At 68.1% G+C, this 25,547-nt stretch carries 21 protein-coding genes, 1 tRNA gene and 1 pseudogene; 19 read left to right on the top strand and 4 right to left on the bottom strand.

Annotation, left to right across the window (positions count from 1 at the left end; translation table 11 throughout):
- Positions 1–155: 155 nt before the first annotated feature.
- Both AQJ46_RS46535 and AQJ46_RS46530 read right to left on the bottom strand, forming a co-directional pair.
- The gene (locus AQJ46_RS46535; protein ID WP_225887610.1) at positions 156–521 is read right to left on the bottom strand and encodes a type II toxin-antitoxin system death-on-curing family toxin; all 366 of its coding nucleotides are present in this window, start codon (positions 519–521) and stop codon (positions 156–158) included.
- Between the two features lie 24 nt (positions 522–545).
- A complete protein-coding gene (locus tag AQJ46_RS46530) occupies positions 546–743 on the bottom strand; it encodes a hypothetical protein (RefSeq protein ID WP_059211403.1) in 198 nt (65 codons plus the stop codon).
- Positions 744–2,301: 1,558 nt separating this feature from the next.
- Between AQJ46_RS46530 and AQJ46_RS55800 the strand changes: the two genes are divergently transcribed.
- Entirely contained in the window at positions 2,302–2,826 is a 525-nt protein-coding gene (locus tag AQJ46_RS55800; protein ID WP_159064192.1) for a hypothetical protein, read from the top strand.
- A 508-nt stretch (positions 2,827–3,334) separates the two neighbouring features.
- Positions 3,335–3,607 (top strand): annotated as a pseudogene (locus tag AQJ46_RS57970) (tyrosine-type recombinase/integrase); the annotation flags it as partial.
- A gap of 49 nt (positions 3,608–3,656) precedes the next feature.
- Here AQJ46_RS57970 and AQJ46_RS53445 read toward each other — a convergent pair.
- Positions 3,657–4,814 carry a DUF4365 domain-containing protein gene (locus tag AQJ46_RS53445; RefSeq protein WP_159064191.1) on the bottom strand — a complete coding sequence of 386 codons (1,158 nt, stop codon included), beginning with the start codon at positions 4,812–4,814 and terminating at the stop codon, positions 3,657–3,659.
- Positions 4,815–5,029: 215 nt separating this feature from the next.
- Positions 5,030–5,101, bottom strand: a tRNA-Arg gene (locus tag AQJ46_RS46525).
- A 118-nt stretch (positions 5,102–5,219) separates the two neighbouring features.
- On the opposite strand from AQJ46_RS46525, the gene AQJ46_RS46520 reads away from it, so the two are divergent.
- From AQJ46_RS46520 to AQJ46_RS46440, 17 genes are all read left to right on the top strand, one after another.
- Positions 5,220–5,744, top strand: a complete 525-nt coding sequence (locus AQJ46_RS46520; protein WP_079072772.1) for a response regulator — start codon at positions 5,220–5,222, stop codon at positions 5,742–5,744.
- Positions 5,745–5,914: 170 nt separating this feature from the next.
- A complete protein-coding gene (gene nrtL / locus AQJ46_RS46515; protein WP_059211401.1) occupies positions 5,915–7,147 on the top strand; it encodes an ArgS-related anticodon-binding protein NrtL in 1,233 nt (410 codons plus the stop codon).
- A 16-nt stretch (positions 7,148–7,163) separates the two neighbouring features.
- The gene (gene lysA, locus AQJ46_RS46510; RefSeq protein ID WP_057612094.1) at positions 7,164–8,555 is read left to right on the top strand and encodes a diaminopimelate decarboxylase; all 1,392 of its coding nucleotides are present in this window, start codon (positions 7,164–7,166) and stop codon (positions 8,553–8,555) included.
- Between the two features lie 182 nt (positions 8,556–8,737).
- Complete coding sequence (locus tag AQJ46_RS54930; protein WP_059211400.1) at positions 8,738–10,030, top strand: homoserine dehydrogenase; 1,293 nt, start codon at positions 8,738–8,740, stop codon at positions 10,028–10,030.
- 6 nt (positions 10,031–10,036) lie between these two features.
- On the top strand, positions 10,037–11,095 hold the full coding sequence (thrC, locus tag AQJ46_RS54925; RefSeq protein WP_057612092.1) for a threonine synthase: 1,059 nt from the start codon (positions 10,037–10,039) through the stop codon (positions 11,093–11,095).
- Positions 11,096–11,346: 251 nt separating this feature from the next.
- Positions 11,347–12,276 carry a homoserine kinase gene (gene thrB / locus AQJ46_RS46495; protein ID WP_059211399.1) on the top strand — a complete coding sequence of 310 codons (930 nt, stop codon included), beginning with the start codon at positions 11,347–11,349 and terminating at the stop codon, positions 12,274–12,276.
- Between the two features lie 408 nt (positions 12,277–12,684).
- Entirely contained in the window at positions 12,685–14,712 is a 2,028-nt protein-coding gene (gene rho / locus AQJ46_RS46490; RefSeq protein WP_059211398.1) for a transcription termination factor Rho, read from the top strand.
- 121 nt (positions 14,713–14,833) lie between these two features.
- Entirely contained in the window at positions 14,834–16,651 is a 1,818-nt protein-coding gene (locus tag AQJ46_RS46485; protein WP_225887609.1) for a trypsin-like serine protease, read from the top strand.
- A 207-nt stretch (positions 16,652–16,858) separates the two neighbouring features.
- A complete protein-coding gene (locus AQJ46_RS46480; RefSeq protein WP_059211396.1) occupies positions 16,859–17,944 on the top strand; it encodes an LCP family protein in 1,086 nt (361 codons plus the stop codon).
- Between the two features lie 150 nt (positions 17,945–18,094).
- The gene (gene rpmE / locus AQJ46_RS46475) at positions 18,095–18,313 is read left to right on the top strand and encodes a 50S ribosomal protein L31 (RefSeq protein WP_059211395.1); all 219 of its coding nucleotides are present in this window, start codon (positions 18,095–18,097) and stop codon (positions 18,311–18,313) included.
- 103 nt (positions 18,314–18,416) lie between these two features.
- Positions 18,417–19,493 (top strand): peptide chain release factor 1, encoded by a 1,077-nt coding sequence (gene prfA / locus AQJ46_RS46470; RefSeq protein ID WP_057612087.1) that lies wholly within the window; start codon positions 18,417–18,419, stop codon positions 19,491–19,493.
- A gap of 49 nt (positions 19,494–19,542) precedes the next feature.
- Positions 19,543–20,388, top strand: a complete 846-nt coding sequence (prmC, locus tag AQJ46_RS46465) for a peptide chain release factor N(5)-glutamine methyltransferase (RefSeq protein ID WP_031040661.1) — start codon at positions 19,543–19,545, stop codon at positions 20,386–20,388.
- 52 nt (positions 20,389–20,440) lie between these two features.
- Positions 20,441–21,088: an L-threonylcarbamoyladenylate synthase gene (locus AQJ46_RS46460; RefSeq protein ID WP_059211394.1), complete on the top strand. Its 648-nt coding sequence runs from the start codon at positions 20,441–20,443 to the stop codon at positions 21,086–21,088.
- Positions 21,085–21,756, top strand: a complete 672-nt coding sequence (locus tag AQJ46_RS46455) for an arsenate reductase/protein-tyrosine-phosphatase family protein (protein WP_059211393.1) — start codon at positions 21,085–21,087, stop codon at positions 21,754–21,756. The genes AQJ46_RS46460 and AQJ46_RS46455 overlap by 4 nt, the downstream gene beginning before the upstream one ends.
- A gap of 232 nt (positions 21,757–21,988) precedes the next feature.
- Positions 21,989–23,230: a serine hydroxymethyltransferase gene (locus AQJ46_RS46450; RefSeq protein ID WP_059211392.1), complete on the top strand. Its 1,242-nt coding sequence runs from the start codon at positions 21,989–21,991 to the stop codon at positions 23,228–23,230.
- Positions 23,231–23,359: 129 nt separating this feature from the next.
- Complete coding sequence (locus AQJ46_RS46445) at positions 23,360–24,673, top strand: MraY family glycosyltransferase (protein WP_059211391.1); 1,314 nt, start codon at positions 23,360–23,362, stop codon at positions 24,671–24,673.
- 307 nt (positions 24,674–24,980) lie between these two features.
- On the top strand, positions 24,981–25,394 hold the full coding sequence (locus tag AQJ46_RS46440; RefSeq protein ID WP_059211390.1) for a hypothetical protein: 414 nt from the start codon (positions 24,981–24,983) through the stop codon (positions 25,392–25,394).
- The last annotated feature ends 153 nt before the right edge of the window (positions 25,395–25,547 follow it).

The raw sequence follows: 25,547 nt of genomic DNA, 5'->3' as shown, positions 1-25,547 counted from the left end.
ATACCGGAACCAACGCGGCTCCTGTGCCTGTGGGTTGAGACTTCGAACACCTCCCCCAACGGCACGGGAGCCTCGTGCGTTGCGCACCCTGTTGGCGTCACCCGATCGATGGCCGAGTTGAAAACGCTCAGTGTGTCGAGGCTTGGCTGGGTCTGCTAAGCAACGAATCCCTGCAAGCGGCCAGCGATCTCCGGGTTCGACAACTGAGACTGGGCCACTGCCAACACGAACTCCTCAGCCGCGTCCTCGTCCAGAGGTTCCTTCAGCGGATGTCCGTTGATGTCTAGGAAGACGATGGCGGATGCCCACCCAGTGCGCTTGTTCCCGTCTACCAGGCTGTGATTGCTGGAGATGGAGTGCAGCAGAGCTGCTGCCTTTTCGAAGAGCGTCGGGTAGGCATCCTCGCCGAACACGCTGGTCTGAGGGCGACCGACGGCGCTTTGCAGTAGCCCCCAGTCGCGTACGCCAACTTGGCCGCCAAGGGTGATCTCCGCGATCTGGATGACGTCGTTGGCGTCCAGGTACTCGGTTATGGCGGAGGTTCCTTACTTGTTGGCGAGGCGCTTGTTCAGGCCTGCGGAGATACGGGCAGTCCTGATAGCGGCAGCGGTCACCTTGCGCCGGTGGACCTCAGCCAGGACGGCGTCGTGCGCCAGTGCCTTCATACTGACATCCTCCTTTGCCGCCTGGTCGCGGAGCGTGGCCATCTCGTCGTCAGTGAAAGTGACGTTCAGTGCAGGCATGGTCAACTCCAATCTGGTACCTGTTCTGGTACCAAGGTAGCACTGCCGTCAAGCCCTCAGTCCCGCACCGTTGGTGATGATCGAACTTTCCAGTAAATATGCAGGTCAGATGCTTCTGATCATGAAGTGGGCTTGACGAAGGCCTATGCAGGTCGCGCTAGTCGCTTGGCTGAAGTCGCCGACGTCCTGTCGCGGCTCTGGCCGCCGTTCGGCGTTCCGCAAGGGGCGCGATACGTCGCTGTGTGCACAGCTGGCCGGAGCGCAGGCAGCCGGCGCTACCGGGGCACGGCACGGCTCCGGAGCACAAGCAGAGTTGAGCTTGCGTATGGGCTCTGACCATCGGATTCCTTGATCACGAGACTCGGGCGATGCGCTTGTGTATCGCAGATAGTGCGAAGCGGAGTTGGAGCGACAGATGTCGCGACTCCGTGAAACGCCCGCCCGGCGGGCCCACGGGCGCGACGACGCGCCCGGCGGGCCCACGGGCGCGACGACGCGCCCTCCGAAAGGCGCCGAAAGCATTCCGTTTCCACGGGGAGGCGCCAGGGAGGCGGGGAGTTCTCCCTGAGTGCCTCCCTGGGCTGCCTCTCCGTATCTGACCTGCATAGATCAACGATCAGGGAGGCGGGGAGGCGTGCAGGTCAATCCCGAGAAACCCCCTTCTGAGGGCCACCGCCAGCGGGTGTCTCTGCCTCCCTGGGCTGCCTCCGAAGAGATTCCGCTTACTGCTTGGGACCCCGGCTGTGGAGTCGGGTAGAGGGGGGCGTCCCGCATCCGCCCCGCTCCGCCGTGCCGTACAGCCGGACCGGAGCGGCACTCCGTGAGGGCCGTTGGGTAGACGGGGGGCCTTACCCCGGTAGAGGGGCAGGTAGTGCCCTCTGTGCTGCGAGGTAGGGCGGGTAAAGGGCATCTGCCGGGCCGTCGTGCGACGGCCCGAAGGGCAGGAAGGACCGCCCTTCGGGCGGGCGACCCTCAGGCGCCTACGGTCGCTGGGAGCTCCCGCCGTCCTGCGTCCGCCGCCCCCTCCTCCAGGGGGCGCTACTTCCGCTACCGCCGCTACCGTGCAGGTCGGAGCGCTGGTTGGGGTAGCGGGAAGGGGTAGCGGTAGCGGCTACGGCCACCCTCGGACGGCCCGCAGACAGCTCGGCTCGGGCCCCTGAAGAGCCCCTAGCGCTAGCGGCAGGGACCGCTAACGTTAGCGACCCCGCTAGCGACCAAAACCGCTGGTGACCAGCACGTTAGCGGTTAGCGAGCCGTCTGGGCAGATCCCCGGAATCGAGCCGTGCGGCGCCTCGGAGAGGGGCACCAAGGCGCCTTCTTGTCGAGCGCGCTACCACCGGAACTCCGGGCAACCCCCGCGCGTGGACGAGCTTGCCTAAGAGCCGTGGGTCGTGGACCGCATGGCTGAGAAGGAGTCTTCAGGGCGAACGAGGGAAATGTTGCCTCCCCGGATAATGAGTGGCGACGCGTTGGGATGCATGACCGCATGGACGAAAGGCGAGCTGAAACTGACGAAGAGCCCCCATCGAAGAGTCTGTCAAGGCGCCTTGTGACATGGATGGGTGTGGCGGCGAGTGCTGCTGGCGTCCTAGCCGGAGTGCTACTTGTAGTGGACCGTTGGGGCCCCAAGGAGATCTCGCTTGCCGACTGGCGGACCAAGGCTAATGCAGTCTGCGATAGATCCTTCAATCTATCCTCGGCGCTCAGTACGTGGAATTCTTTCCAGCAATTTGCGTATGAGTCAGATTCACTTTCGAGTAGCCAGTTTCAGAGTCAGCGGGAAAAGGTCGCACGCGAGTTGGATCAATTGGGTGATAGAGTGCGGCAGGGTAAAGCTGGTCTGAGTGGGATTGGAAGGCCAAAAGGAAATAAAGAGGAGGTTGATAAGCTCGTTGCTAGCCTTGATCGCAGCAGTGAAATGATTTTTCAGATTGCGTACGATCTGCGGAATACTGTTGATCAAGGTGAGGTCGAGAATCTTTTTGATGAGGCGCTGGAAGAAACCAGCGCGGTTGGAAGTGAGCAGAGAGATCTCTTCAAGAAGCTCGGCGCCGAGGAATGCTATGTGGAATCCGGCTCGTGAGGCGTCTCTGGGGGGCGCTGCTAGCCGGTCGGCCCCGCCATATGGGGTGGTCGGCTGCTGAGGAAGAGCAAGAAGGAGCGGCCTACGGCCGCGCGTCCCTTGGCGGCTCGCTGCGCTCGCGCGGGTCCGCCTACGGGGCTGGGGATGCCCCCTTGGAAGGCGTCCGAGAGCCTTCCAAGGGGCAGACGGCAGGCATGGGTGCGCGCCGCCGGGCCCCTCCCGCTCTGTGTGGCCAACCACGGCTCTTCAGGAGGGGCGCCCGGGGCCGGCGCACCACGTCCGCCCCCTCTGAAGAGCCGTGGTTGCGTTCTGCGCAAGCAAGAAGAGCACCAGGGCGGGCGCGGGGTGCTCTTCTTGCTGTTTCGGCGGCTAGCCGCTGCCCATAGTCGCGCCGCGAAGCGGCTCGTTCTTCACGATCTGAGGCGCACTGCACCAGTAAGAACCACCCCCCTCTTTTTTCCTAAGTAGGGAAGCTCTGCGTCACCGCGTCACCAGGCACCCAAAAAACGGCGTATCCACCTACTGGCGAGTGTGGGAGGAAGCGCGCGAGTACGCCCTCCCGCCTGAGCGCGTCGCCTCACCGTTGGCCGGCCGCCCGTACGATCTGCGGCACGCCTGCATCACGCGGTGGCTGAATGCCGGGGTGCCGATCGCGGAAGTGGCCCGACGGGTCGGCAACTCACCCGAGGTGATCCACCGCCGGTACCACGTCTGCATCGATGGCCACGAGGAAATGGCTAATGCCCGAATTGACTTGGCGCTGAGAGAAGACGGGGACTAGCGCCCAGTGATTTGGGGAAGGTCATCGTTTCCCCAAATCACTGCTGTTCCTAGAAGATATCTGCCGATCCGTGCTCTGTGATGACCCCGTGGAGCTCCCAAGTCAGGAGTTCGTCTGCGAGTTTCGGGTTGGCGTCCACGATCTCTTCGATCGCTTCCAGTAGCTGTTCTTTCGGCTTGGATTCAGTCGCCATGCGGTATTGATATAGATAAAGCATGATGACGGCAGCTTGCGTCTCGTCTGCTGAACAGGCTATCTGTACCGCCTCGGGAAGTTTCGCGGTAAGTTCTTCGTCCGTGAGTAGGAGCAGGAAAAGGCATTGTCCGCTGGACCCTCTTTGCCACTTTTCTGGCTCGTCTTGCGAATCTACTTCCCTGATCGTGTGGAAGATTTCCCGAGGCGTCCACGAGAAAGTCGAGGCAATTGATTTTCGGGTGCGTTGTGGGATCCAGTTACCTTCGTGCCAGAAAATATCGGGGTGGCTGATGCAGTGGGAGAGCACTCTCGCAGCTAGGCACAGAGCTGGTCCTGGAAGTCGCTCGATCAATTGCCTTAGCATCAGGAGCGCCCGCGCGTCTCCGCGTCCCAGCGCGAAGCAGTCCGCCACCGCTGCTTCCTGCTTCCACGGGTCGACGTCTACGAGGTTGAGAAGAGTGTGCCCTCCGGATCTCACCAAGTAAGCTCGTGCGGATTCTCGGAAATGCGGCCACGTCTCATGGTTGAGTATCTGTTTCTTCGGGAAAACTAAGAAGTGGCCTGTCAGTTCGTTCGCTGCGCCGCCCCCGCTTTTTCCCGTCGGTCTAAACTCGCGGTAAGCCACCATGTCCTCGCGCACGTAGGCACTGAGGTTCATCCAGTGAATCTCGTTCGTGGCGGGATCGTGCACTAATCCGAAAATTGGTATGGATGAATCGAGCCATAGGCGCAAATCCGCCGACTTGGCGGGAATTCCCCAATTTCCTGCTCGGAAGAAACTGGCGCCCCCCTTTACTTGGATGGCTATGGACTCGCCGGTTATCTCAAGATTCTCGGTGAGGTCCACGAGAAGATCTTTCCCGTAGTCATTGCCGGTATCCACCTCCTGGACAACGCACTCATGATCCTCCAAGAATGCCCTTGTCGCGTTGACGGCAGCTCGCTCGGTTTGTTTCGTGGGTAGCATGCGTTTTCTGGCCGAGCGAGATGATGGTTCCTGATTTGCGGCCATTGTTGGATGATGACAGAAAGTGCCTGGAAGCGTCGATGGTTTAGGAAGCCGGTCATGGTCGGCTGCCGACACGAGGGTGTAGCGCGTGTATCGCAGATAGTGCGTGAACGCTGAGAGACAACGAGAGAGAGCGGGAGTCAGTGAGACTGACTCCCGCTCTCTCATGTCGGCATCCGCACTGGTCAGCGCATGATTCACGCTGGCTGACTGGCGAGTGCCCCCGGCAGGATTCGAACCTGCGCACACGGCTCCGGAGGCCGTTGCTCTATCCCCTGAGCTACGGGGGCGTGTCAGGCGCGGAGTTGGTGGCTCGCGGCGACGGGTAGAACACTACCAGCTCCCTCGGGGTGATCAGGAACGGGTTTCGTGGCGGCGCCCCGGTGTGGGTTCCCGGGCGGGGTGGAAGTGGGGAAAACCCGGACGCGGTGGCCGGTCCGCACCTACTCTCGAGTTGTGCCAGGCGCGTCGGGTCGGGTGCTTGTTGTGGACGACAACAAGGTCATCCGGCAGTTGATCAGGGTCAATCTCGAGCTGGAGGGTCTCGAGGTCGTGACCGCGGCCGATGGTGTCGAGTGTCTGGATGTTGTTCATCAGGTGCGGCCCGATGTCGTGACCCTCGATGTGGTCATGCCCCGGCTGGACGGTCTGCGGACCGCCGCGCGGCTGCGTTCCGACCCCCGGACGGCTCACCTTCCCCTCGCCATCGTCAGTGCCTGTACGCAGCACGAGGTCGACAGCGGTCTCGACGCCGGCGTCGACGCCTTCCTCGCCAAGCCCTTCGAGCCCGCCGAACTCGTGCGGCTCGTACGGCAGTTGATGGAGGAGAGCGCGCAAGGGCGGGTTCCCGGTCCCGACGTCGAGGACGGTCGACTGGTCGGTGGTGTCCTCGGGGGCGGAGAGGCCGAGCGGGCCGGTCGCGCCGGCGGCTGATCACAGCACCTTGGGACAGCGGTTCTCAGTGACACACACCGACCTCCCCGTAGGGCGGACATTCCCTATCCCCCTTGACCCCCCGCCCGCGAAAGTTCGACCGTCCACATCCCGGACTCCCGCCCAAACCCGCTCGCCTTCCCACCCCCCTCCTCCCCTACGCTTGTCCCGTGACCCCCGTCGAGCTCTCCCGTACCGTGCTGCGCGCGGTGCGTCGTGCTGTCGACGACGGGGAGCTGGACGTGGCCGTGCCGGGGCAGACGAGCGTCACGCCCCCGGGGCCCGGTGGCTGTGGTGACTACGCCACCAGCGTCGCCCTCCAGCTCGCCCGGCCCGCCGGGCAGCCGCCGCTCCGGGTCGCCGAGATCCTCCGGGAGCGCCTCGTCCGGACGGACGGCATCAGCGCGGTCGTCGTCACCGGACCCGGGTTCCTCAACATCAGCCTGCGGGGGACCGAGACGGCCCTCGTGCGGGAGATCCTGCAGAGCGGTCACCGGTACGGTCACACCGACCGGCCCACCGACCGGCCCACCGACCGGCCCGCCGACCGCCTCGTGCAGCTGCACGCCCCCCACGAGGTCCGCGCCGTCGTCGTCATGGACGCCGTCGCCCGCATCCTCCGCTCCCAGGGCACCCTCGTCCGGACCAGCTGTGCCGGCAGGCCTGAGCCCGAGTGGGCCGACATCCTCGGCGTCGACATCGACGCGTACGGCACCCCCGACGCCCCCGCCCCCTCCGACGTCAACGCGCGCCCCGTACCGGCGACCCCCGACGCCCTCGCTCCCCTCGACGTCAACCTGCGCCCCGTACCGGCGACCCCCGACGCCCCCGCTCCCCTCGACGTCGACGTCAACCTGCGCCCCGTACCGGCGGCGCCCCCCGCCGACCCCACCCCCCTCGGCCGGGACGCCGCCCGCTGGGCCCTTCTCCACCCCGCCCTCCACGACCGGCCCCGCATCACCGCCGATCACCTGGTCCAGCGCGAGAGCAACCCTCTCTTCCGGGTCCGTTACGCCCACGCCCGCACCCGGGCGCTCACCCGCAACGCCGCCGACCTGGGCTTCCACGCCGAGCCCGGGGACACAGGCCTACGGGGCACACAGGCAGCCGCACCGGAAACCGTCGTACAGGACACTCACGACACGACCGCCCTGTGGCACGCCCTCGCCGATCACCCCCGCGTCCTCCAGGCGGCCGCCGCGCACCACGCCCCCGACCGCCTGGCCCGGCACCTCGTCACCGTCGCCGATGCCGTTCTCCCCTTTCTCGCCGCCGTCCTTCCCCGTGGTGCGGAGAAACCCTCGGCCGCCCACCGTGCCCGGCTCGCGCTCGCCGAAGCCGCCGGGGCGGTGCTGGCCGGTGGCCTGTCCCTGCTCGGCATCGACGCACCCGAACACCTCTAGAGAGCCAGTCAAGAAGATGAGCCGTTCCGCACATCCCGCCGGGCCCCGGCACGCCGACGTCCTTCCCGAAGGCCACTACTCCGCGCCGCCCGCCGATCTCAATACCCTCGACCCCAAGGTCTGGGCCCAGACGGTCGGCCGTGACGAGGACGGCGTCGTCACCGTCGGCGGCATCGACGTCAAGACCCTCGCCGAGGAGCACGGCACCCCCGCCTACGTCGTCGACGAGGCCGACTTCCGGGCCCGGGCGCGGGCGTGGCGCGGTGCCTTCGGAACCGATGCCGACGTCTTCTACGCCGGCAAGGCGTTCCTCTCCCGTGCCGTCGTGCGCTGGCTGGACGAAGAGGGGCTCAACCTCGACGTCTGCTCCGGCGGCGAGCTCGCCACCGCTCTCTCCGCAGGAATGCCCGCCGACCGCATCGCCTTCCACGGCAACAACAAGTCCAGCGAAGAGATCACCAGGGCCATCGAGAACGGCGTCGGACGCATCGTCCTCGACTCCTTCCAGGAGATCGTCCGCGTCGCCCACATCGCCCAGAGCCTGGGGAAGCGCCAACGGGTCCAGATCCGTATCACCGTCGGCGTCGAGGCTCACACCCACGAGTTCATCGCCACCGCTCACGAGGACCAGAAGTTCGGCATTCCGCTCGCCGGCGGACAGGCCGCCGAGGCCGTGCGGCGGGCGCTCAAGCTCGACGGTCTGGAGCTCATCGGGATCCACTCCCACATCGGGTCGCAGATCTTCGACATGTCCGGCTTCGAGGTCGCGGCACATCGGGTGGTCGGGCTGCTCAAGGACGTCCGTGACGAGCACGGTGTCGAGCTTCCGGAGATCGACCTCGGTGGTGGCCTCGGCATCGCCTACACCAGCGACGACGACCCCCGCGAGCCGCACGAGATCGCCAAGGCGCTGACCGAGATCGTCACGAGGGAGTGCGAGGCCGCCAGGCTGCGGACCCCGAGGATCTCCGTCGAGCCCGGGCGTGCCATCGTCGGCCCCACCGCGTTCACGCTCTACGAGGTCGGCACCATCAAGCCCCTCGACGGGCTGCGCACCTACGTCTCCGTCGACGGCGGCATGTCCGACAACATCCGCACCGCGCTGTACGACGCCGAGTACACCGTCGCCCTCGTGTCCAGGACCAGTGACGCCGCGCCCATGCTCGCCCGCGTCGTCGGCAAGCACTGCGAGAGCGGGGACATCGTGGTCAAGGACGCGTTCCTGCCGGCCGACCTGGCACCGGGTGACCTCATCGCCGTACCGGCGACGGGCGCCTACTGCCGTTCCATGGCGAGCAATTACAACCACGTGCTGCGTCCGCCGGTGGTCTCCGTCCACGAGGGCGAGTCCCGGGTCATCGTCCGCCGTGAGACGGAGGAGGACCTTCTGCGGCTCGACGTCGGATGACCGGAAAGCGGAGAAGGAAAGCGGCAAGGAAAGCGGACAAGGAAAAGCGGAGGAGGAAGATCTACGGTCTTCGCCCCCCGTACAAATGAAATAGATGTCTCATAATCCGGACGAGGGGCAGAAACTCCCGTCCGGTGAGTGAGACTGGTCCCACCGTAGACGGTATGAGGAAACGAGGTCGGATGATGCGTACGCGTCCGCTGAAGGTGGCGCTGCTGGGCTGTGGAGTGGTCGGCTCAGAAGTGGCGCGCATCATGACGACGCACGCCGACGACCTCGCCGCCCGCATCGGGGCCCCCGTCGAGCTCGCGGGGGTCGCGGTACGGCGGCCCTCCAAGCTCCGTGAGGGCATTCCGCAGGAACTCGTCACCACCGACGCCACCGCCCTCGTCAAACGCGGGGACATCGACGTCGTGGTCGAGGTCATCGGCGGCATCGAGCCCGCCCGCACCCTCATCACCACCGCCTTCGAGCACGGCGCCTCCGTCGTCTCCGCCAACAAGGCGCTCCTCGCCCAGGACGGCGCCGCCCTCCACGCCGCGGCCGGACAGCACGGCAAGGACCTCTATTACGAGGCCGCCGTCGCCGGTGCCATCCCGCTGATCCGTCCGCTGCGCGAGTCCCTCGCCGGCGACAAGGTGAACCGCGTGCTCGGCATCGTCAACGGGACGACCAACTTCATCCTCGACAAGATGGACTCCACGGGCGCCGGCTACCAGGAGGCCCTCGACGAGGCCACGGCGCTCGGGTACGCGGAAGCGGACCCGACCGCCGACGTCGAGGGGTTCGACGCCGCCGCCAAGGCCGCCATCCTCGCCGGAATCGCCTTCCACACGCGCGTGCGTCTCGACGACGTCTACCGCGAGGGCATGACCGAGGTCACCGCGGCCGACTTCGCCTCCGCGAAGAACATGGGCTGCACCATCAAGCTGCTCGCCATCTGTGAGCGCGCCGAGGACGGGCAGTCCGTCACCGCGCGCGTGCACCCCGCGATGATCCCGCTGAGCCACCCGCTGGCCTCCGTGCGCGGCGCGTACAACGCCGTGTTCGTCGAGTCCGACGCCTCCGGCCAGCTGATGTTCTACGGCCCGGGCGCGGGCGGCGCTCCCACCGCCTCCGCCGTCCTCGGCGACCTCGTCGCCGTCTGCCGCAACCGGCTCAGCGGCACGACCGGACCGGGTGAGTCCGCGTACACCGCCCTGCCCGTCTCGGGAATGGGTGAGGTCGTCACGCGCTACCACATCAGCCTCGACGTGGCGGACAAACCGGGTGTTCTCGCCCAGGTCGCGACCGTGTTCGCCGAGCACGGGGTGTCCATCGATACCGTTCGGCAGCAGGGGAAGGACGGCGAGGCCTCTCTCGTCGTCGTCACGCACCGCGCGTCCGACGCCGCCCTGGGCGGGACCGTCGAGGCGTTGCGCAAGCTCGACACCGTGCGGGGTGTCGCCAGCATCATGCGGGTTGAAGGAGAGTAACGAGCAATGACCCACCAGTGGCGCGGAATCATCGAGGAGTACCGGGACCGGTTGCCCGTCTCCGACACCACGCCGGTCGTGACGCTCCGCGAGGGCGGCACGCCCCTCGTGCCCGCGCAGGTGCTCTCCGAGCGCACCGGGTGCGAGGTCCACCTCAAGGTGGAGGGCGCCAACCCCACCGGGTCCTTCAAGGACCGCGGTATGACCATGGCGATCACGCGGGCCAAGGAGGAGGGCGCGAAGGCGGTCATCTGCGCCTCCACCGGCAACACGTCGGCGAGCGCCGCCGCCTACGCGGTGCGCGCGGGCATGGTCTCCGCCGTACTCGTTCCGCGAGGGAAGATCGCGCTCGGCAAGATGGGCCAGGCGCTCATCCACGGCGCGAAGATCCTCCAGGTCGACGGAAACTTCGACGACTGCCTCACCCTGGCCCGCGCGCTGAGCGACAACTACCCCGTGGCGCTGGTCAATTCGGTCAACCCGGTGCGCATCGAGGGCCAGAAGACCGCCGCCTTCGAGATCGTCGACATGCTCGGTGACGCGCCCGACATCCACGTCCTCCCGGTCGGCAACGCCGGCAACATCACGGCGTACTGGAAGGGCTACAAGGAGTACGCCGCCGACGGGGTGGCCGCCAGGACGCCCCGGATGTGGGGCTTCCAGGCCTCCGGCAGTGCCCCGATCGTGCGCGGCGAGATCGTCAAGGACCCGTCGACCATCGCCACCGCCATCCGTATCGGCAACCCCGCCTCCTGGCAGTACGCCCTCGCGGCGAAGGAGGAGTCCGGCGGGTTCATCGACGAGGTGACGGACCGTGAGATCCTGCGCGCCTACCGGCTGTTGGCCGCTCAGGAGGGTGTCTTCGTGGAGCCCGCCTCCGCCGCGTCCGTGGCCGGTCTGCTGAAGGCCGCCGAGCAGGGCAAGGTCGACCCGGGCCAGCGGATCGTGTGCACGGTCACCGGCAACGGTCTCAAGGACCCCGACTGGGCCGTCGCGGGCGCCCCGCAGCCGGTCACCGTCCCGGTCGACGCGGCCACGGCGGCCGAGCGCCTCGGGCTGGCCTGAGGACAAGGTCCGCGTCGTCCGAGCAGGGATTCCCTAGGAGGGGGGCACAGGGGGCTTACGACACGCATCGTGCGCCTCCTGTGCGCCCTATGTCGCCACAGAACCTTCCTTCGATAGGCTGTACCGAACCCGCCCGCTGCATATGCCCTCGCGTACAGCGGGGTGCCGCGTCGTCTCCGCGGTCGGCCGGGTCTTCGTACGTCATCGAATGTCATTCGACAATCACGCAGCTCAAGGAGAGTCATCGAGAGATGGCCGGTCCCGCATTCCGCGCCGCCGCCGTCCGGGTGCGCGTCCCCGCCACCAGCGCCAACCTCGGCCCGGGCTTCGACGCCCTCGGCCTCTCGCTGGGGCTCTACGACGACGTCGTCGTCCGGGTGGCCGACTCAGGGCTGCACATCGACATCGCGGGGGAGGGGAGCGAGACGCTCCCGCGTGACGAAAACCACCTTCTCGTACGCTCCCTGCGCACCGCCTTCGACCTGCTGGGCGGCCAGCCGCGCGGCCTGGAGATCGTCTGCGCCAACCGCATCCCGCACGGCCGGGGCCTCGGCTCCTCCTCGGCCGCCATCTGCGCCGGAATCGTCGCCGCGCGCGCCGTGACCATAGGCGGCGAGGCCCGGCTCGACGACACCGCGCTGCTGGAGCTCGCCACCGAGATCGAGGGCCACCCCGACAACGTGGCCCCGTGTCTGCTGGGCGGCTTCACGGTCGCCTGGATGGAGGCCGGCGCCGCCCGGGCGATCCGGCTGGAGCCCGACGATTCCATCGTTCCGGTGGTTTTCGTGCCCGGAAAGCCCGTCCTGACCGCGACCGCGCGCGGACTGCTCCCGCGCACCGTGCCGCACGTCGACGCCGCCGCCAACGCCGGCCGTGCCGCGCTGCTCGTCGAGGCCCTCACCAGGCGCCCCGGGCTGCTGCTGCCGGCCACCGAGGACCGTCTCCACCAGGAATACCGCGCTCCGGCCATGCCGGAGAGCGCCGCGCTGGTGGAGCGGCTGCGGGCCGACGGAGTCCCGGCAGTCATCTCAGGGGCAGGGCCCACCGTGCTCGCGCTGGTCGACGCCGACAGCGCCGACAAGGTGGCCCATCTGGCGGGCGAGGGCTGGGCCGCCAACCGGCTGGAGCTCGACGCCCAGGGGGCCTGTGTGCTCCCGCTCGCGGCCGCCAGTGACATGTGAGATCCGGCGTGTGCCGGATTTCGAGAGGGGGAATGTTTGTTGGATCCGGTAGTGTTAATCTCAAGTCTGCACCCGACCCCACCATGGCGAGGTGCTTCACGTCCCCGTCCGGGACAGACATTCTTCCGGGAGCCTCCCAAGCCGCACAGCGTTCCGTACGACGTACATGGGCAGTACCTCGTACGCGAGCACTGAGCGACTTGCCGGGCACGCTCCGGAACCGGTGTGACCAAGCCACGTGACACGGACACTCAGTGCCACGGCTCTCGGAAGCGCCGTCACCACATTCCTCCGCCACTCAGGCGGACCACCGCCCCGGCACGGTCCACAAGGATGGGACCGACGTCGGACAGCACAAACGGTCGCCGAGCCAGACAGGCCGACGTCCGCTCCAGGGAAGGACCCTTCGTGAGCGACACCACCGATCTGATGGGCGCACGTGTCGAGGAGACCGCTGCCGCGCCCTCCACGGACGCCTCCGCGCCTGCCACCGGTGCCGGCTCCCGGCGGCGCCGCGGTACCGGCCTCGACGGCATGGTGCTGGCCGAGCTGCAGCAGGTCGCATCCGGCCTCGGTATCAGGGGCACCGCGCGTATGCGCAAGAGCCAGCTGATCGAGGTCATCAAGGAGGCGCAGGCCGGGGGAGGTGCCGCCGCTCCCAAGGCCGCGTCTTCGCCCGCCGGGGACGCCACCGAGACCAAGCCGAAGCGCCGCGCCACCTCCAAGGCCCGTACGGGCGATGCCGCCGAGAAGAAGGCGGAGGCGAAGGCCGAGGCCCCTGCCGAGAAGGCCGTGGCCCAGCAGCAGATCGAGATCCCCGGACAGCCGGCCAGCGACGACGCTCCCGCGGAGCGCCGTCGTCGCCGCGCCACCGCCGACGCCGGCGCCCCCGCGGGCAGCCCCGAGACGGTCGTGGCCGAGGCGAAGAGCGAGCCCAAGGCCGAGACGCCGGCGCAGCAGCAGCCGCAGGGCGACGCCGGTGACGGCGACGGCCGAGGCCGCCGCGACCGCCGTGACCGCGACCGCGGCCGTGACCGCGGCGAGCGGGGCGACCGCGGGGACCGTCGCAAGAGCGACGACCAGCAGGGCCAGGGCGGTCAGCGCCAGCAGCAGAACCAGCAGCAGGGCGGCGGCCGTCCGGACCGCCAGGACCGTCAGCAGCGCGACAACGGTCCGCAGGACGACGACGACTTCGAGGGCGGCCGCCGCGGCCGCCGGGGCCGTTACCGGGACCGCCGTGGCCGTCGTGGCCGTGACGAGATCGGTGGCGCGGGCGAGCCGCAGATCAACGAGGACGACGTCCTGATCCCGGTCGCGGGCATCCTGGACATCCTCGACAACTACGCCTTCATCCGTACGTCGGGCTACCTGCCGGGCCCCAACGACGTGTACGTCTCCCTCGCCCAGGTCCGCAAGAACGGCCTGCGCAAGGGCGACCACGTCACCGGTGCGGTGCGTCAGCCCAAGGAAGGCGAGCGGCGCGAGAAGTTCAACGCGCTGGTGCGGCTCGACTCCGTCAACGGCATGGCGCCCGAACACGGCCGTGGCCGCCCGGAGTTCAACAAGCTCACCCCGCTGTACCCGCAGGACCGCCTCCGCCTGGAGACGGACCCCGGCATCCTCACCACCCGCATCATCGACCTCGTCGCGCCGATCGGTAAGGGCCAGCGTGGTCTGATCGTGGCCCCGCCGAAGACCGGCAAGACCATGATCATGCAGGCCATCGCCAACGCGATCACGCACAACAACCCCGAGTGCCACCTGATGGTCGTCCTGGTCGACGAGCGTCCGGAAGAGGTCACCGACATGCAGCGGTCGGTCAAGGGCGAGGTCATCTCCTCGACCTTCGACCGTCCGGCCGAGGACCACACCACGGTCGCCGAGCTCGCCATCGAGCGCGCCAAGCGTCTGGTGGAGCTGGGCCACGACGTGGTCGTGCTGCTCGACTCCATCACGCGTCTGGGCCGTGCGTACAACCTCGCCGCGCCCGCCTCCGGCCGCATCCTGTCCGGTGGTGTCGACTCGACCGCCCTGTACCCGCCGAAGCGCTTCTTCGGTGCGGCCCGCAACATCGAGGACGGCGGCTCGCTGACCATCCTCGCCACCGCGCTGGTGGACACCGGGTCCCGCATGGACGAGGTCATCTTCGAGGAGTTCAAGGGCACGGGCAACGCCGAGCTCAAGCTCGACCGCAAGCTCGCCGACAAGCGCATCTTCCCGGCGGTGGACGTCGACGCGTCCGGTACCCGTAAGGAAGAGATCCTGCTCGCTCCCGACGAGCTCGGGATCGTATGGAAGCTGCGCCGGGTGCTGCACGCCCTCGACCAGCAGCAGGCGGTCGAGCTGCTTCTCGACAAGATGAAGCAGACGAAGTCGAACGCCGAGTTCCTGATGCAGATCCAGAAGACGACGCCCACGCCGGGCAACGGCGACTGACGTCAAGCGTTCGCGAAGAGGACCGTCCCCTTTTGCCGGGGGGCGGTCCTCTTTGGTTTAGGATCGCGCTCTTCGGTCGAATTTTCGATCTCTGAACTTCTGATCCCTAGGGGGGACTTGCATGGGCATATCCATGTCCGGAGGCACCGGGCGCCACAGACGGCGGCTGCGGATCGCTCTGCCCGTCGCCGTGGCCGCCGCCGCGCTGCTGGCCACGTCGGCCAACGCCGCCACCGTCGTGCCCGAGCCGCAGGCACCGGTCAAGGCCGCCGCCACCGCCTCCACGCCGTCGCAGGCCGAGCTGGAGCAGCGGGTCGCCGAGGCAGCCGCGGTCGTGGACACCTCCCGCACCGCGACCCGGACGCCGACGAGCGGTGGCACGGTCGACACCACCATCTCGCCGATGATCATCGGCGGTACGACGACCACCATCAGCTCGGCCCCGTGGATGGCCCAGCTCTGGTACACCGACGACCAGGGCACCACCGACACCAGTGACGACACCGGCTTCTTCTGCGGCGGTGCCGTGATCGCGCCGACGAAGATCCTCACCGCCGCGCACTGCGTCAAGGGCGCCGACTGGGCCAAGGGCGGCTTCGTTGTCACCGGGGCCACCCAGCTCCTTTCCGAGGACGGCGACCTGCACGGCGGTACCGCCACGGGCGTGCTGCGGCAGTGGTACCACCCGTCGTACAACGCGGACACCATCGACAACGACATCGCTGTCCTGACCCTGGCGACCCCCGTCAAGGCCACCCCCATCCGCATGACGACGTCGACCGACACCGCCTCGTACGACCCCGCCACGACCGGTGCCAAGAGCGCCAAGGTCTACGGCTGGGGCCGTACCAGCTCCACCAGCGACGCCGTCTCCCCGACGCTGAAGACGGCCACGCTGCCCATCAAGTCGGACGCGACCTGCGCCGCGGCCTACGGCTCCTGGTTCATCAAGGGGCACATGACCTGCGCCGGACCGCCCGCCAGCGGCCGCGACTCCGGTACGACCGCCATCTGCAGCGGTGACTCCGGCGGCCCCCTCGTCGTGAACGGCCGGATCGTCGGCGTCGTCTCCTGGAACGTGACGGACTGCGTCGCCAAGGGCGCCTACAGCGTCTTCACCAAGGTCAGCAAGTACGTCGGCGCCGCCTATCCGCGCGTCGACGACACCAACCTCAGCTTCGACCACAAGGCCGACCTGTGGGTGCGCAAGTCCTCCACCAAGGTCGGCTACGAGCTGGACTCCAAGGGCACCACCCTCGCCGCCCGGCTGTCCTGGGGTGACTGGAACGGGGTGAACCTCGTCCGGCAGACCGACCTGAACCGGGACGGCTACCAGGACCTCGTGTACCGCGTCTCCGCCACCGGTGACGTCTATTGGCTGCGGTTCGTCCCGTCGTCCACCGGCGGGGCCTGGGCCGACCCGAAGAAGGTCTTCACCGACTGGAAGACCCGTACCCGGATCGTCACCCCGGGCGATGTCACCGGCGACTACAAGCCCGACCTGCTCTCCGTCGACTCCGCGGGCGTCCTGTGGATCTACCCCGGCAAGGGCGACGGCAGCTTCGCGGCCCGGGTGCGGGTCGGCGGCGGCTGGAGCCAGTACAACCAGCTGCTCGGCCACGGCGACTTCACCGGCGACGGCAAGGCGGACGTCCTCGCCCGCAACAAGAGCACCGGCGACCTCTACCTGTACAAGGGCACCGGCAAGTCCGGCACGGGCGTCTTCGCCGCCCGGGTCAAGGTGCGCACGAACTGGAGCGGCTACAACGCCTTCGACGCCGTCGGTGACATCACCGGCGACGGCAGGGCCGACCTCGTGGCCCGTACCACGGCCGGCACGCTCTATCTGTACAAGGGCACCGGCAAGGCGACCAGCGAGATCTTTGCCACAAGGGCCAGCCTGGGGACCGGTTTCCAGCAGTACGACATCTTTGGCTGAAACCGCTGGTGAACAGGGCTTGCCCTGATCCTTCTGTGACGTGCTGTGACCGCTGCTTCACGTGGCGGTCACAGCACGTTGTGCAACCCTTTCTCGAGTTTCGCCGTCTGACCAGGCGGAGCGAACATGGTGCGGTACGGGTCTTTTTGTGACCACGTCTGACCCTGAAAACAGGGGGTAACCGACCGGACGAGATTCGAGGAGCGCATGTCAGCCGAGGGCAGTGGCAAAGGACGTCGTCGCAAACCCCGCAGCAAGGGGCGAAAAGGCCTGCTGATCACGGCCTGGATCGCCGCGGGGATCGTCGTGCTGGGCGGTACCGGGGCGGGCTACCTGTACTTCAAGCTCAACGGCAACATCAAGAGCGTCGACATCGACCAGGTCCTCGGCAGTGAGCGGCCCACGAAGGTCGACAACGGCTCCGAGAACATCCTCGTCCTGGGTTCGGACACCCGCTCCGGCTCCAACAAGAAGCTCGGCGGCGGCACCGACGACGGCAGCGCCCGCTCCGACACCGCGATGATCATCCACGTGTACGAAGGCCACAAGAAGGCCACCGTGGTCTCCATCCCGCGCGACACCTTGATCGACCGCCCCGAGTGCACCGACACCGACGGCAAGGACCACGACGCCGCGTCGGACGTCATGTTCAACTCCGCGTACACGACCGGGGGCGCGGCCTGTGCCGTCAAGACCGTCGAGTCCATGACCGACATCCGCATGGACCACTACCTGGAGGTCGACTTCAGCGGCTTCGAGAAGCTGGTCGACGAACTCGGCGGGGTCACGGTCACCACGACCAAGGACATCAAGGACACCGACAGCCACCTGGACCTCAAGGCCGGCCCGCACGAACTCACCGGCGCCCAGGCCCTCGGTCTCGTCCGCACCCGGCACGGCGTCGGCGACGGTTCGGACCTCGGCCGTATCCAGCTCCAGCAGGCCTTCATCAAGGCGCTGGTCAAGCAGGTCAAGAGCGTCGGCGTGCTGACCAGCCCCAAGAAGCTGTACGACCTCGCGAACACCGCCACCAAGGCCGTCACCACCGACTCCGACCTCGGCTCGGTCAACTCCCTGGTCTCCTTCGCGAGCGGCCTCAAGCACATCAGCCCGTCGGACATGACCATGGTCACGATGCCGGTCCGCTACGACCCGGCGAACCCCAACCGCGTGCTCGTGCAGAAGACCAAGGCCCAGCAGATCTGGACGGCGCTGGAGAACGACCGGACGATCCCGAAGTCGGCCACCGAAGGCACCGCGACGGGCCAGGCCAAGGGCGTCGTCACGTCGTAGGACACCCTCTGCCGAGGGCTGGGAATAGATCGCGGGGCCCCCTCGTTTTGGGGGATGCGGCCAGTCCTGGCAGACTGGTACGTCGGCCCCGGTTCACGCCCCCGCAGCCCGCGGCGGCGACCCGGTGCCCTCCCGAAACTAGGAGACACCTTGAAGCGCGACATCCACCCCGAGTACGTCGAGACGCAGGTCAGCTGCACCTGTGGCGCGTCGTTCACCACCCGTAGCACGATCCAGAGCGGCGCCATCCGCGCCGAGGTCTGCTCCGAGTGCCACCCGTTCTACACGGGCAAGCAGAAGATCCTCGACACCGGTGGCCGTGTGGCCCGCTTCGAGGCCCGCTTCGGCAAGGCTGCTGCCAAGAAGTAGCGAGCCACCAGCGCCGGTCCACGCCGCACTCCTCGGAGTGCGCCGGGACCGGCGTTTTTGGTCGCCCGCCTTCCCCCTTCATCCGCAGTACAGGAGCCCTGAGATGTTCGAGGCCGTCGAGGAACTCGTCGGTGAGCACGCCGACCTGGAGACGAAGCTCGCCGACCCGTCGGTCCACTCCGACCAGGCCAACGCGCGCAAGCTGAACAAGCGCTACGCCGAGCTCACCCCGATCGTCGCCACGTACCGCTCCTGGAAGCAGACCGGCGACGACATCGAGACCGCGCGCGAACTGGGCGCCGACGACCCGGAGTTCGCCGCCGAGGTCAAGGAGCTGGAGAAGGCCCGCGAGGAGCTGACGGAGAAGCTGCGGCTCCTCCTCGTCCCGCGCGACCCCAGCGACGACAAGGACGTCATCCTCGAGATCAAGGCGGGCGCGGGCGGCGACGAGTCCGCGCTGTTCGCCGGCGACCTGCTGCGCATGTATCTCCGGTACGCCGAGCGCGTCGGCTGGAAGACCGAGATCATCGACGCCACCGAGTCCGAGCTGGGCGGCTACAAGGACGTCCAGGTCGCCGTGAAGACCAAGGGCGGCCAGGGCGCCACCGAGCCCGGCCAGGGCGTCTGGGCCCGGATGAAGTACGAGGGCGGCGTGCACCGCGTGCAGCGCGTCCCGGCGACCGAGTCCCAGGGCCGTATCCACACCTCCGCGGCCGGTGTGCTGGTCACCCCCGAGGCGGAGGAGGTCGACGTCGAGATCAACCCCAACGACCTCCGCATCGACGTCTACCGCTCCTCCGGACCCGGCGGGCAGTCCGTCAACACCACCGACTCCGCCGTGCGCATCACGCACATTCCCACCGGAGTCGTCGCCTCCTGCCAGAACGAGAAGAGCCAGCTGCAGAACAAGGAGCAGGCCTTGCGTATCCTGCGCTCCAGGCTGCTCGCGGCGGCGCAGGAGGAAGCGGAGAGGAATGCCGCCGACGCCCGGCGCAGCCAGGTCCGCACCGTCGACCGCTCCGAGAAGATCCGCACGTACAACTTCCCGGAGAACCGCATCTCGGACCACCGTGTCGGCTTCAAGTCGTACAACCTGGACCAGGTCCTGGACGGCGACCTCGACGCGGTGATCCAGGCCTGCGTCGACGCGGACTCGGCGGCGAAGCTGGCGGCCGCGTAAAGAGGTACCTACGCACGACCCAGTACCGAGTACGACACGGAGGACTTGCGTGAACCTGCTGCTCGCAGAGGTGGCCCAGGCCACCCAGCGGCTGGCCGACGCCGGCGTGCCCTCGCCGCGCAACGACGCGGAGGAGCTCGCCGCGTTCGTGCACGGCGTGAAGCGGGGCGAGCTGCACTCCGTGAAGGACGCGGACTTCGATGCCCGCTACTGGGAGACCATCGCACGCCGTGAGCAGCGCGAGCCGCTCCAGCACATCACCGGGCTCGCCTACTTCCGGTACCTCGAACTCCAGGTGGGCCCCGGTGTGTTCGTGCCGCGGCCCGAGACCGAGTCCGTGGTCGGCTGGGCCATAGACGCCGTACGCGCGATGGACGTCGTCGAGCCGTGCATCGTCGACCTGTGCACCGGCTCCGGCGCCATCGCGCTCGCCCTGGCCCAGGAGGTCCCGCGCTCCCGCGTGCACGCCGTGGAGCTGTCCGAGGAAGCCCTGCGGTGGACCCGTAAGAACGTCGAGGGGTCGCGGGTCGACCTGCGGCAGGGCAACGCCCTGGACGCCTTCCCCGACCTCGACGGCCATGTCGACCTGGTCATCTCCAACCCGCCCTACATCCCGCTCACCGAGTGGGAGTACGTCGCTCCCGAGGCGCGGGACTACGATCCCGAACTCGCCCTGTTCTCGGGGGAGGACGGCCTCGACCTCATCCGCGGTCTGGAACGGACCGCACACCGGCTCCTGCGCCCGGGCGGCGTCGTCGTCATCGAGCACGCCGACACCCAGGGCGGCCAGGTGCCGTGGATCTTCACCGAGGAACGGGGCTGGGCCGACGCGGCCGACCACCCCGACCTCAACAACCGCCCCAGGTTCGCGACGGCCCGCAGGGCGATGCCGTGAGCCGCACTCCCCAGACTTCAGAGCAGTACGTGTACGAGGAGGCCCGCTAGATATGGCACGGCGATACGACACCAACGACGCGACGGACCGCACGACCGGTCTGCGCGAAGCCGCGTCCGCCGTCCGCCGTGGCGAGCTCGTGGTCCTCCCGACCGACACGGTGTACGGCATCGGCGCCGACGCGTTCTCCTCCGAGGCCGTCTCCGACCTCCTGGAGGCCAAGGGCCGGGGCCGCAACATGCCCACCCCCGTGCTGATCGGCTCCCCGAACACCCTCCATGGTCTCGTCACCGACTTCTCCGAGCTGGCCTGGGAGCTCGTCGACGCCTTCTGGCCGGGCGCGCTCACCCTCGTCGCCAAGCACCAGCCGTCCCTGCAGTGGGACCTGGGTGACACGAGGGGCACGGTGGCCGTCCGTATGCCGCTGCACCCGGTCGCCATCGAGCTGCTGACCGAGGTCGGCCCCATGGCGGTCTCCTCCGCCAACCTGACCGGTCATCCGGCACCGGAGAACTGCGACGCGGCCCAGGAGATGCTCGGCGACTCGGTCTCGGTGTACCTCGACGGCGGCCCCACCCCCGGCATCGTGCCGTCCTCGATCGTCGACGTCACCCGTGAGGTGCCCCTGCTGCTCCGTGCGGGCGCGATCTCCGCCGAAGAGCTCAGGAAGGTCGTACCCGACCTCGAGGTGGCGAATTGACGGCCCCTGACGCGGGGCGTGGCATATGGGACGGGGAAGAGACGCGGACCTTCACAGGGCTCCCGCTCGACAGCTTCCGCATCCTCCACGTCAGCACCGGCAACGTGTGCCGCTCGCCGATCACCGAGCGGCTGACCCGGCATGCCCTGGCGGACCGGCTCGGCGACCCGCTGTGGGGCGGCCTGGTCGTGGAGAGCGCGGGGACCTGGGGTCACGAGGGCGCGCCGATGGAGGCCAACGCGGAAACCGTGCTTGCCGAGTTCGGCGCGGACCCCTCCGGCTTCATGGGCCGGGAACTGCTGGACGAACACGTGATCATGGCGGACCTGGTCCTGACCGCCACCCGCGACCACCGTCAGCAGGTGATCTCGATGGGCCACTCGGCGGGCCTGCGCACCTTCACGCTGAAGGAGTTCACCCGTCTGGTGAAGGCGATAGACACGGCGACCCTGCCGCCCCTCGAGGAGGGCCTGGTGATCCGCGCACGCGCCCTGGTCCGCGCGGCGGCGGCTCTACGCGGGTGGCTCCTGGCCCCGACCGCCGAGGCCGACGAGGTCTTCGACCCGTACGGAGCACCGCTGCCCTTCTTCCGCTCGATCGGGGACGAGATAAACGAGGCGCTGGATCCGGTGGTGACGGCGCTGACGGGGGTTCCTGCGCGCGCGTGACGCAGGGCGGGACCCGAGCCGGCGGACGGAGTCCGACGCAGCGGCCCGAAGCCCGGGAGGCCCGCCAGGGCCGAGCGGTGCGAGGGGCGCGTCGGGGATGGGGCTGAACGAGGCGCTGGATCCTGTCGTCACCGCGCTCACGGGTGTACCCGCAAGGACGTAACGACCGGGCACCCCACGGGCCCCGGGCCTACATTGGACGTACGTCACCGTCGACGCCCCGGAGTCCACCATGTCGGTCACCCATGCGCCCCAGACCACCGACGTCCTCGCGCGGCAGGACCCCGAGCTGGCCGAGATCCTGCTCGGGGAGCTCGACCGGCAGTCGTCGACGCTTCAGCTCATCGCCGCCGAGAACTTCTGCTCCCCGGCCGTACTGGCCGCGCTGGGCTCGCCGCTGGCCAACAAGTACGCCGAGGGTTATCCGGGCGCCCGGCACCACGGCGGCTGCGAGATCGTGGACGTCGCCGAGCGGCTGGCGGTGGAGCGGGCGAAGTCCCTGTTCGGCGCCGAGCACGCCAACGTGCAGTCCCACTCCGGCTCTTCGGCGGTCCTGGCCGCCTACGCCGCGCTCCTGCGCCCCGGCGACACCGTCCTGGCCCTCGGCCTGCCCTACGGCGGCCACCTCACCCACGGCTCGCCCGCCAACTTCTCCGGCCGCTGGTTCGACTTCGTCGGCTACGGCGTCGACGCCGAGACCGGGCTCATCGACCACGACCAGGTCCGGACACTGGCCCGCACGCACCGGCCCAAGGCGATCGTGTGCGGCTCCATCGCCTATCCCCGGCACATCGACTACGCCTTCTTCCGCGAGGTCGCCGACGAGGTGGGCGCGTATCTGATCGCCGACGCCGCGCATCCCATCGGGCTCGTCGCCGGGGGAGCGGCGCCCAGTCCGGTGCCGTACGCCGACGTCGTCTGCGCCACCACGCACAAGGTGCTGCGCGGCCCCCGCGGCGGAATGATCCTCTGCGGCGGCGAACTGGCCGAGCGGGTCGACCGGGCCGTCTTCCCGTTCACGCAGGGCGGCGCGCAGATGCACACCATCGCGGCCAAGGCGGTCGCGTTCGGCGAGGCGGCGACACCGGCGTTCACCGTGTACGCCCATCAGGTGGTGGCCAATGCGAGGATCCTCGCGGCCGCGCTGGCCGCCGAGGGGCTCGTCGTCACCACCGGCGGGACCGACACCCACCTGGTGACGGCCGATCCCGCGCCCCTCGGCGTCGACGGACGCACGGCGAGGGGACGGCTCGCGGCCGCGGGCCTGGTGCTCGACTGCTGTGCGCTGCCTCACGCGGAGACCCGCGGGCTGCGCCTCGGCACCGCTGCCGTCACCACCCAGGGCATGGCCGAGAAGGAGATGGCGAGGATCGCCGCCCTGCTCGCGGGGGTGTTGCGCGGTGAGGTCGAGAGCGTCCCGGCACGTGAAGAAGTACGGGATCTGGTCGGCGGATTTCCGCCCTATCCGGCCTGAGCGGGGGTATCCGCACCTGCGGGCACAGCCGCACGTGCAACCATCGGCTCTACCCGGAAGTCCCCAACCGTATGCGTGCGTCGCTAGTGTGTGGGGCTGAGATGGCCAGCGAGACCTGTGGGGAAGCCTGTGCGTGAATACCTGCTGACGCTCTGCATCACGGCCGCGGTGACGTATCTGCTGACAGGGCCGGTACGGAAGTTCGCGATCGTGGCCGGAGCGATGCCGGAGATCAGGGCCCGTGACGTGCACCGGGAACCGACTCCGAGGCTCGGCGGTATCGCCATGTTCTTCGGACTGTGCGCGGGCCTGCTGGTCGCCGACCACCTGACCAACCTCAGCGAGGTCTTCGAGAAGTCGAACGAACCGCGCGCCCTGCTCTCCGGGGCGGCCCTGATCTGGCTGATCGGTGTCCTGGACGACAAGTTCGAGATCGACGCCCTGATCAAGCTGGGCGGCCAGATGATCGCCGCGGGCGTGATGGTCATGCAGGGTCTGACGATCCTGTGGCTGCCCATCCCCAGCGTCGGCTCGGTCGCGCTGACCCAGTGGCAGGGCACCCTGCTGACGGTCGCGCTCGTCGTCATCACCATCAACGCGGTGAACTTCGTCGACGGCCTCGACGGTCTCGCGGCCGGCATGGTCTGCATCGCGGCGGCGGCGTTCTTCCTGTACGCCTACCGGATCTGGTACTCGTACGGCATCGAGGCCGCCGCCCCGGCGACGCTGTTCTCGGCGATCCTGATGGGCATGTGCCTGGGCTTCCTGCCGCACAACATGCACCCCGCGCGGATCTTCATGGGCGACTCCGGCTCGATGCTCATCGGCCTGGTGCTGGCGGCGGGCGCGATCTCCATCACCGGGCAGATCGACCCGGACGCCCTGAAGCTGTTCGCCGGGTCCGAGAAGGCGGCCGTGCACCAGACGGTCCCCGTCTACATCCCGCTGCTGCTGCCGCTGAGCATCATCGCGGTGCCGGCCGCCGACCTGATCTCGGCCATCGTGCGCCGTACCTGGCGCGGCCAGTCGCCGTTCGCCGCCGACCGCGGGCACCTGCACCACCGGCTCCTGGAGATCGGGCACTCGCACAGCCGCGCGGTGTGGATCATGTACTTCTGGTCGGCGCTGATCGCGTTCGGCTCGCTCGCCTACTCGGTGAACTCCGCGTCCATGTGGATCGTGCTCGGCGTCGTGTTCCTCAGCGCGATCGGTCTCGTGCTGCTCCTGCTGCCGCGCTTCACCCCGCGCGTCCCGATGTGGGCCCAGACCATCGTGCCGCCGCGCTACCGCCGTCGGCGTCCCGTGGCCGCGGAGTCCGTGGAGGCCGTGGAGGTGGAGCAGCGCACCCCGGTCGCCGTCGGGGTGGCGGGCGTCAACGGCGCCACCGCGCTGAGGTCGCGTGCGCACGCCCCGGAGAGGCGTAAGGCCGAGACCTCGCGCTGACCGCCAAGGTAAGAATCTGACTAAAGCATTGCCAACGCGTGGGAGTTCGACGGGGCGACAAACTGCCCTTATACCAGACAAGTCGACCACGTTTCTGCACAGACGTGCAGCTTCACTCTCATGTGTGACAGCGAGCACACCTTCTAGGTAAAGACCGCATCAAATAGTTTGTGATACGGTTCACGAGAACCCAGGGCGGAGCCGAAGGACCGTAGTGCGACGGTCCCTCGGCGTGAGGGTCACCCTCAGCCCGGGACTACGCTCGTCCATGACGACACACCCCCCCTTTGAAAGCGGAGTTGCCGCCATGCCGTCCAACGACGTCCGGATCCTGGCTCAGGCCGCCGTGCCCACGGCTGCCGTCGGCGCGATCGCCGCCGTCGTCAGCGGCTTGGTCGTCGGTGGCAAGGGTGCGATCGGGTCGGCTGTCGCGACGGTGATCGTGATCCTGTTCATGGGTCTCGGTCTGTACATCCTGCAGCGCACCGCCAAATCGCTTCCGCACCTGTTCCAGGCGATGGGCCTGATGCTGTACGCGACGCAGATCCTGCTGCTTTTCGTCTTCATGGCCGCGTTCAAGAACACCACGCTCTTCCACCCCAAGGCCTTCGCGTTCACGCTGGTCGCCGGCACCCTCGCGTGGATCGCCGCGCAGACCCGTGCGCACATGAAGTCCAAGATCCTCTACGTCGAGCCCGATAAATCGGAGCATTCGTCGTGAGGGGTAGGGCCGGGATAAAGACGCCTGAGATCTCCTGCTATCGTCCGGTGCCAACTGCGGCATCGCGGGCGCGGGCATCTGAGCTGACGCCTGCTCAATCGCGAGGCGAGATGCCCACCAGCCGCCCCCACATCCGTAACACCAGTCCCGTGC

The sequence above is a fragment of the Streptomyces canus genome (assembly GCF_001514145.1).
GTDB classification, from domain to species: domain Bacteria; phylum Actinomycetota; class Actinomycetes; order Streptomycetales; family Streptomycetaceae; genus Streptomyces; species Streptomyces canus.
The sequence above is the reverse complement of the archived record's forward strand: the minus strand, read 5'-3'. Positions and strand labels throughout refer to the sequence as shown.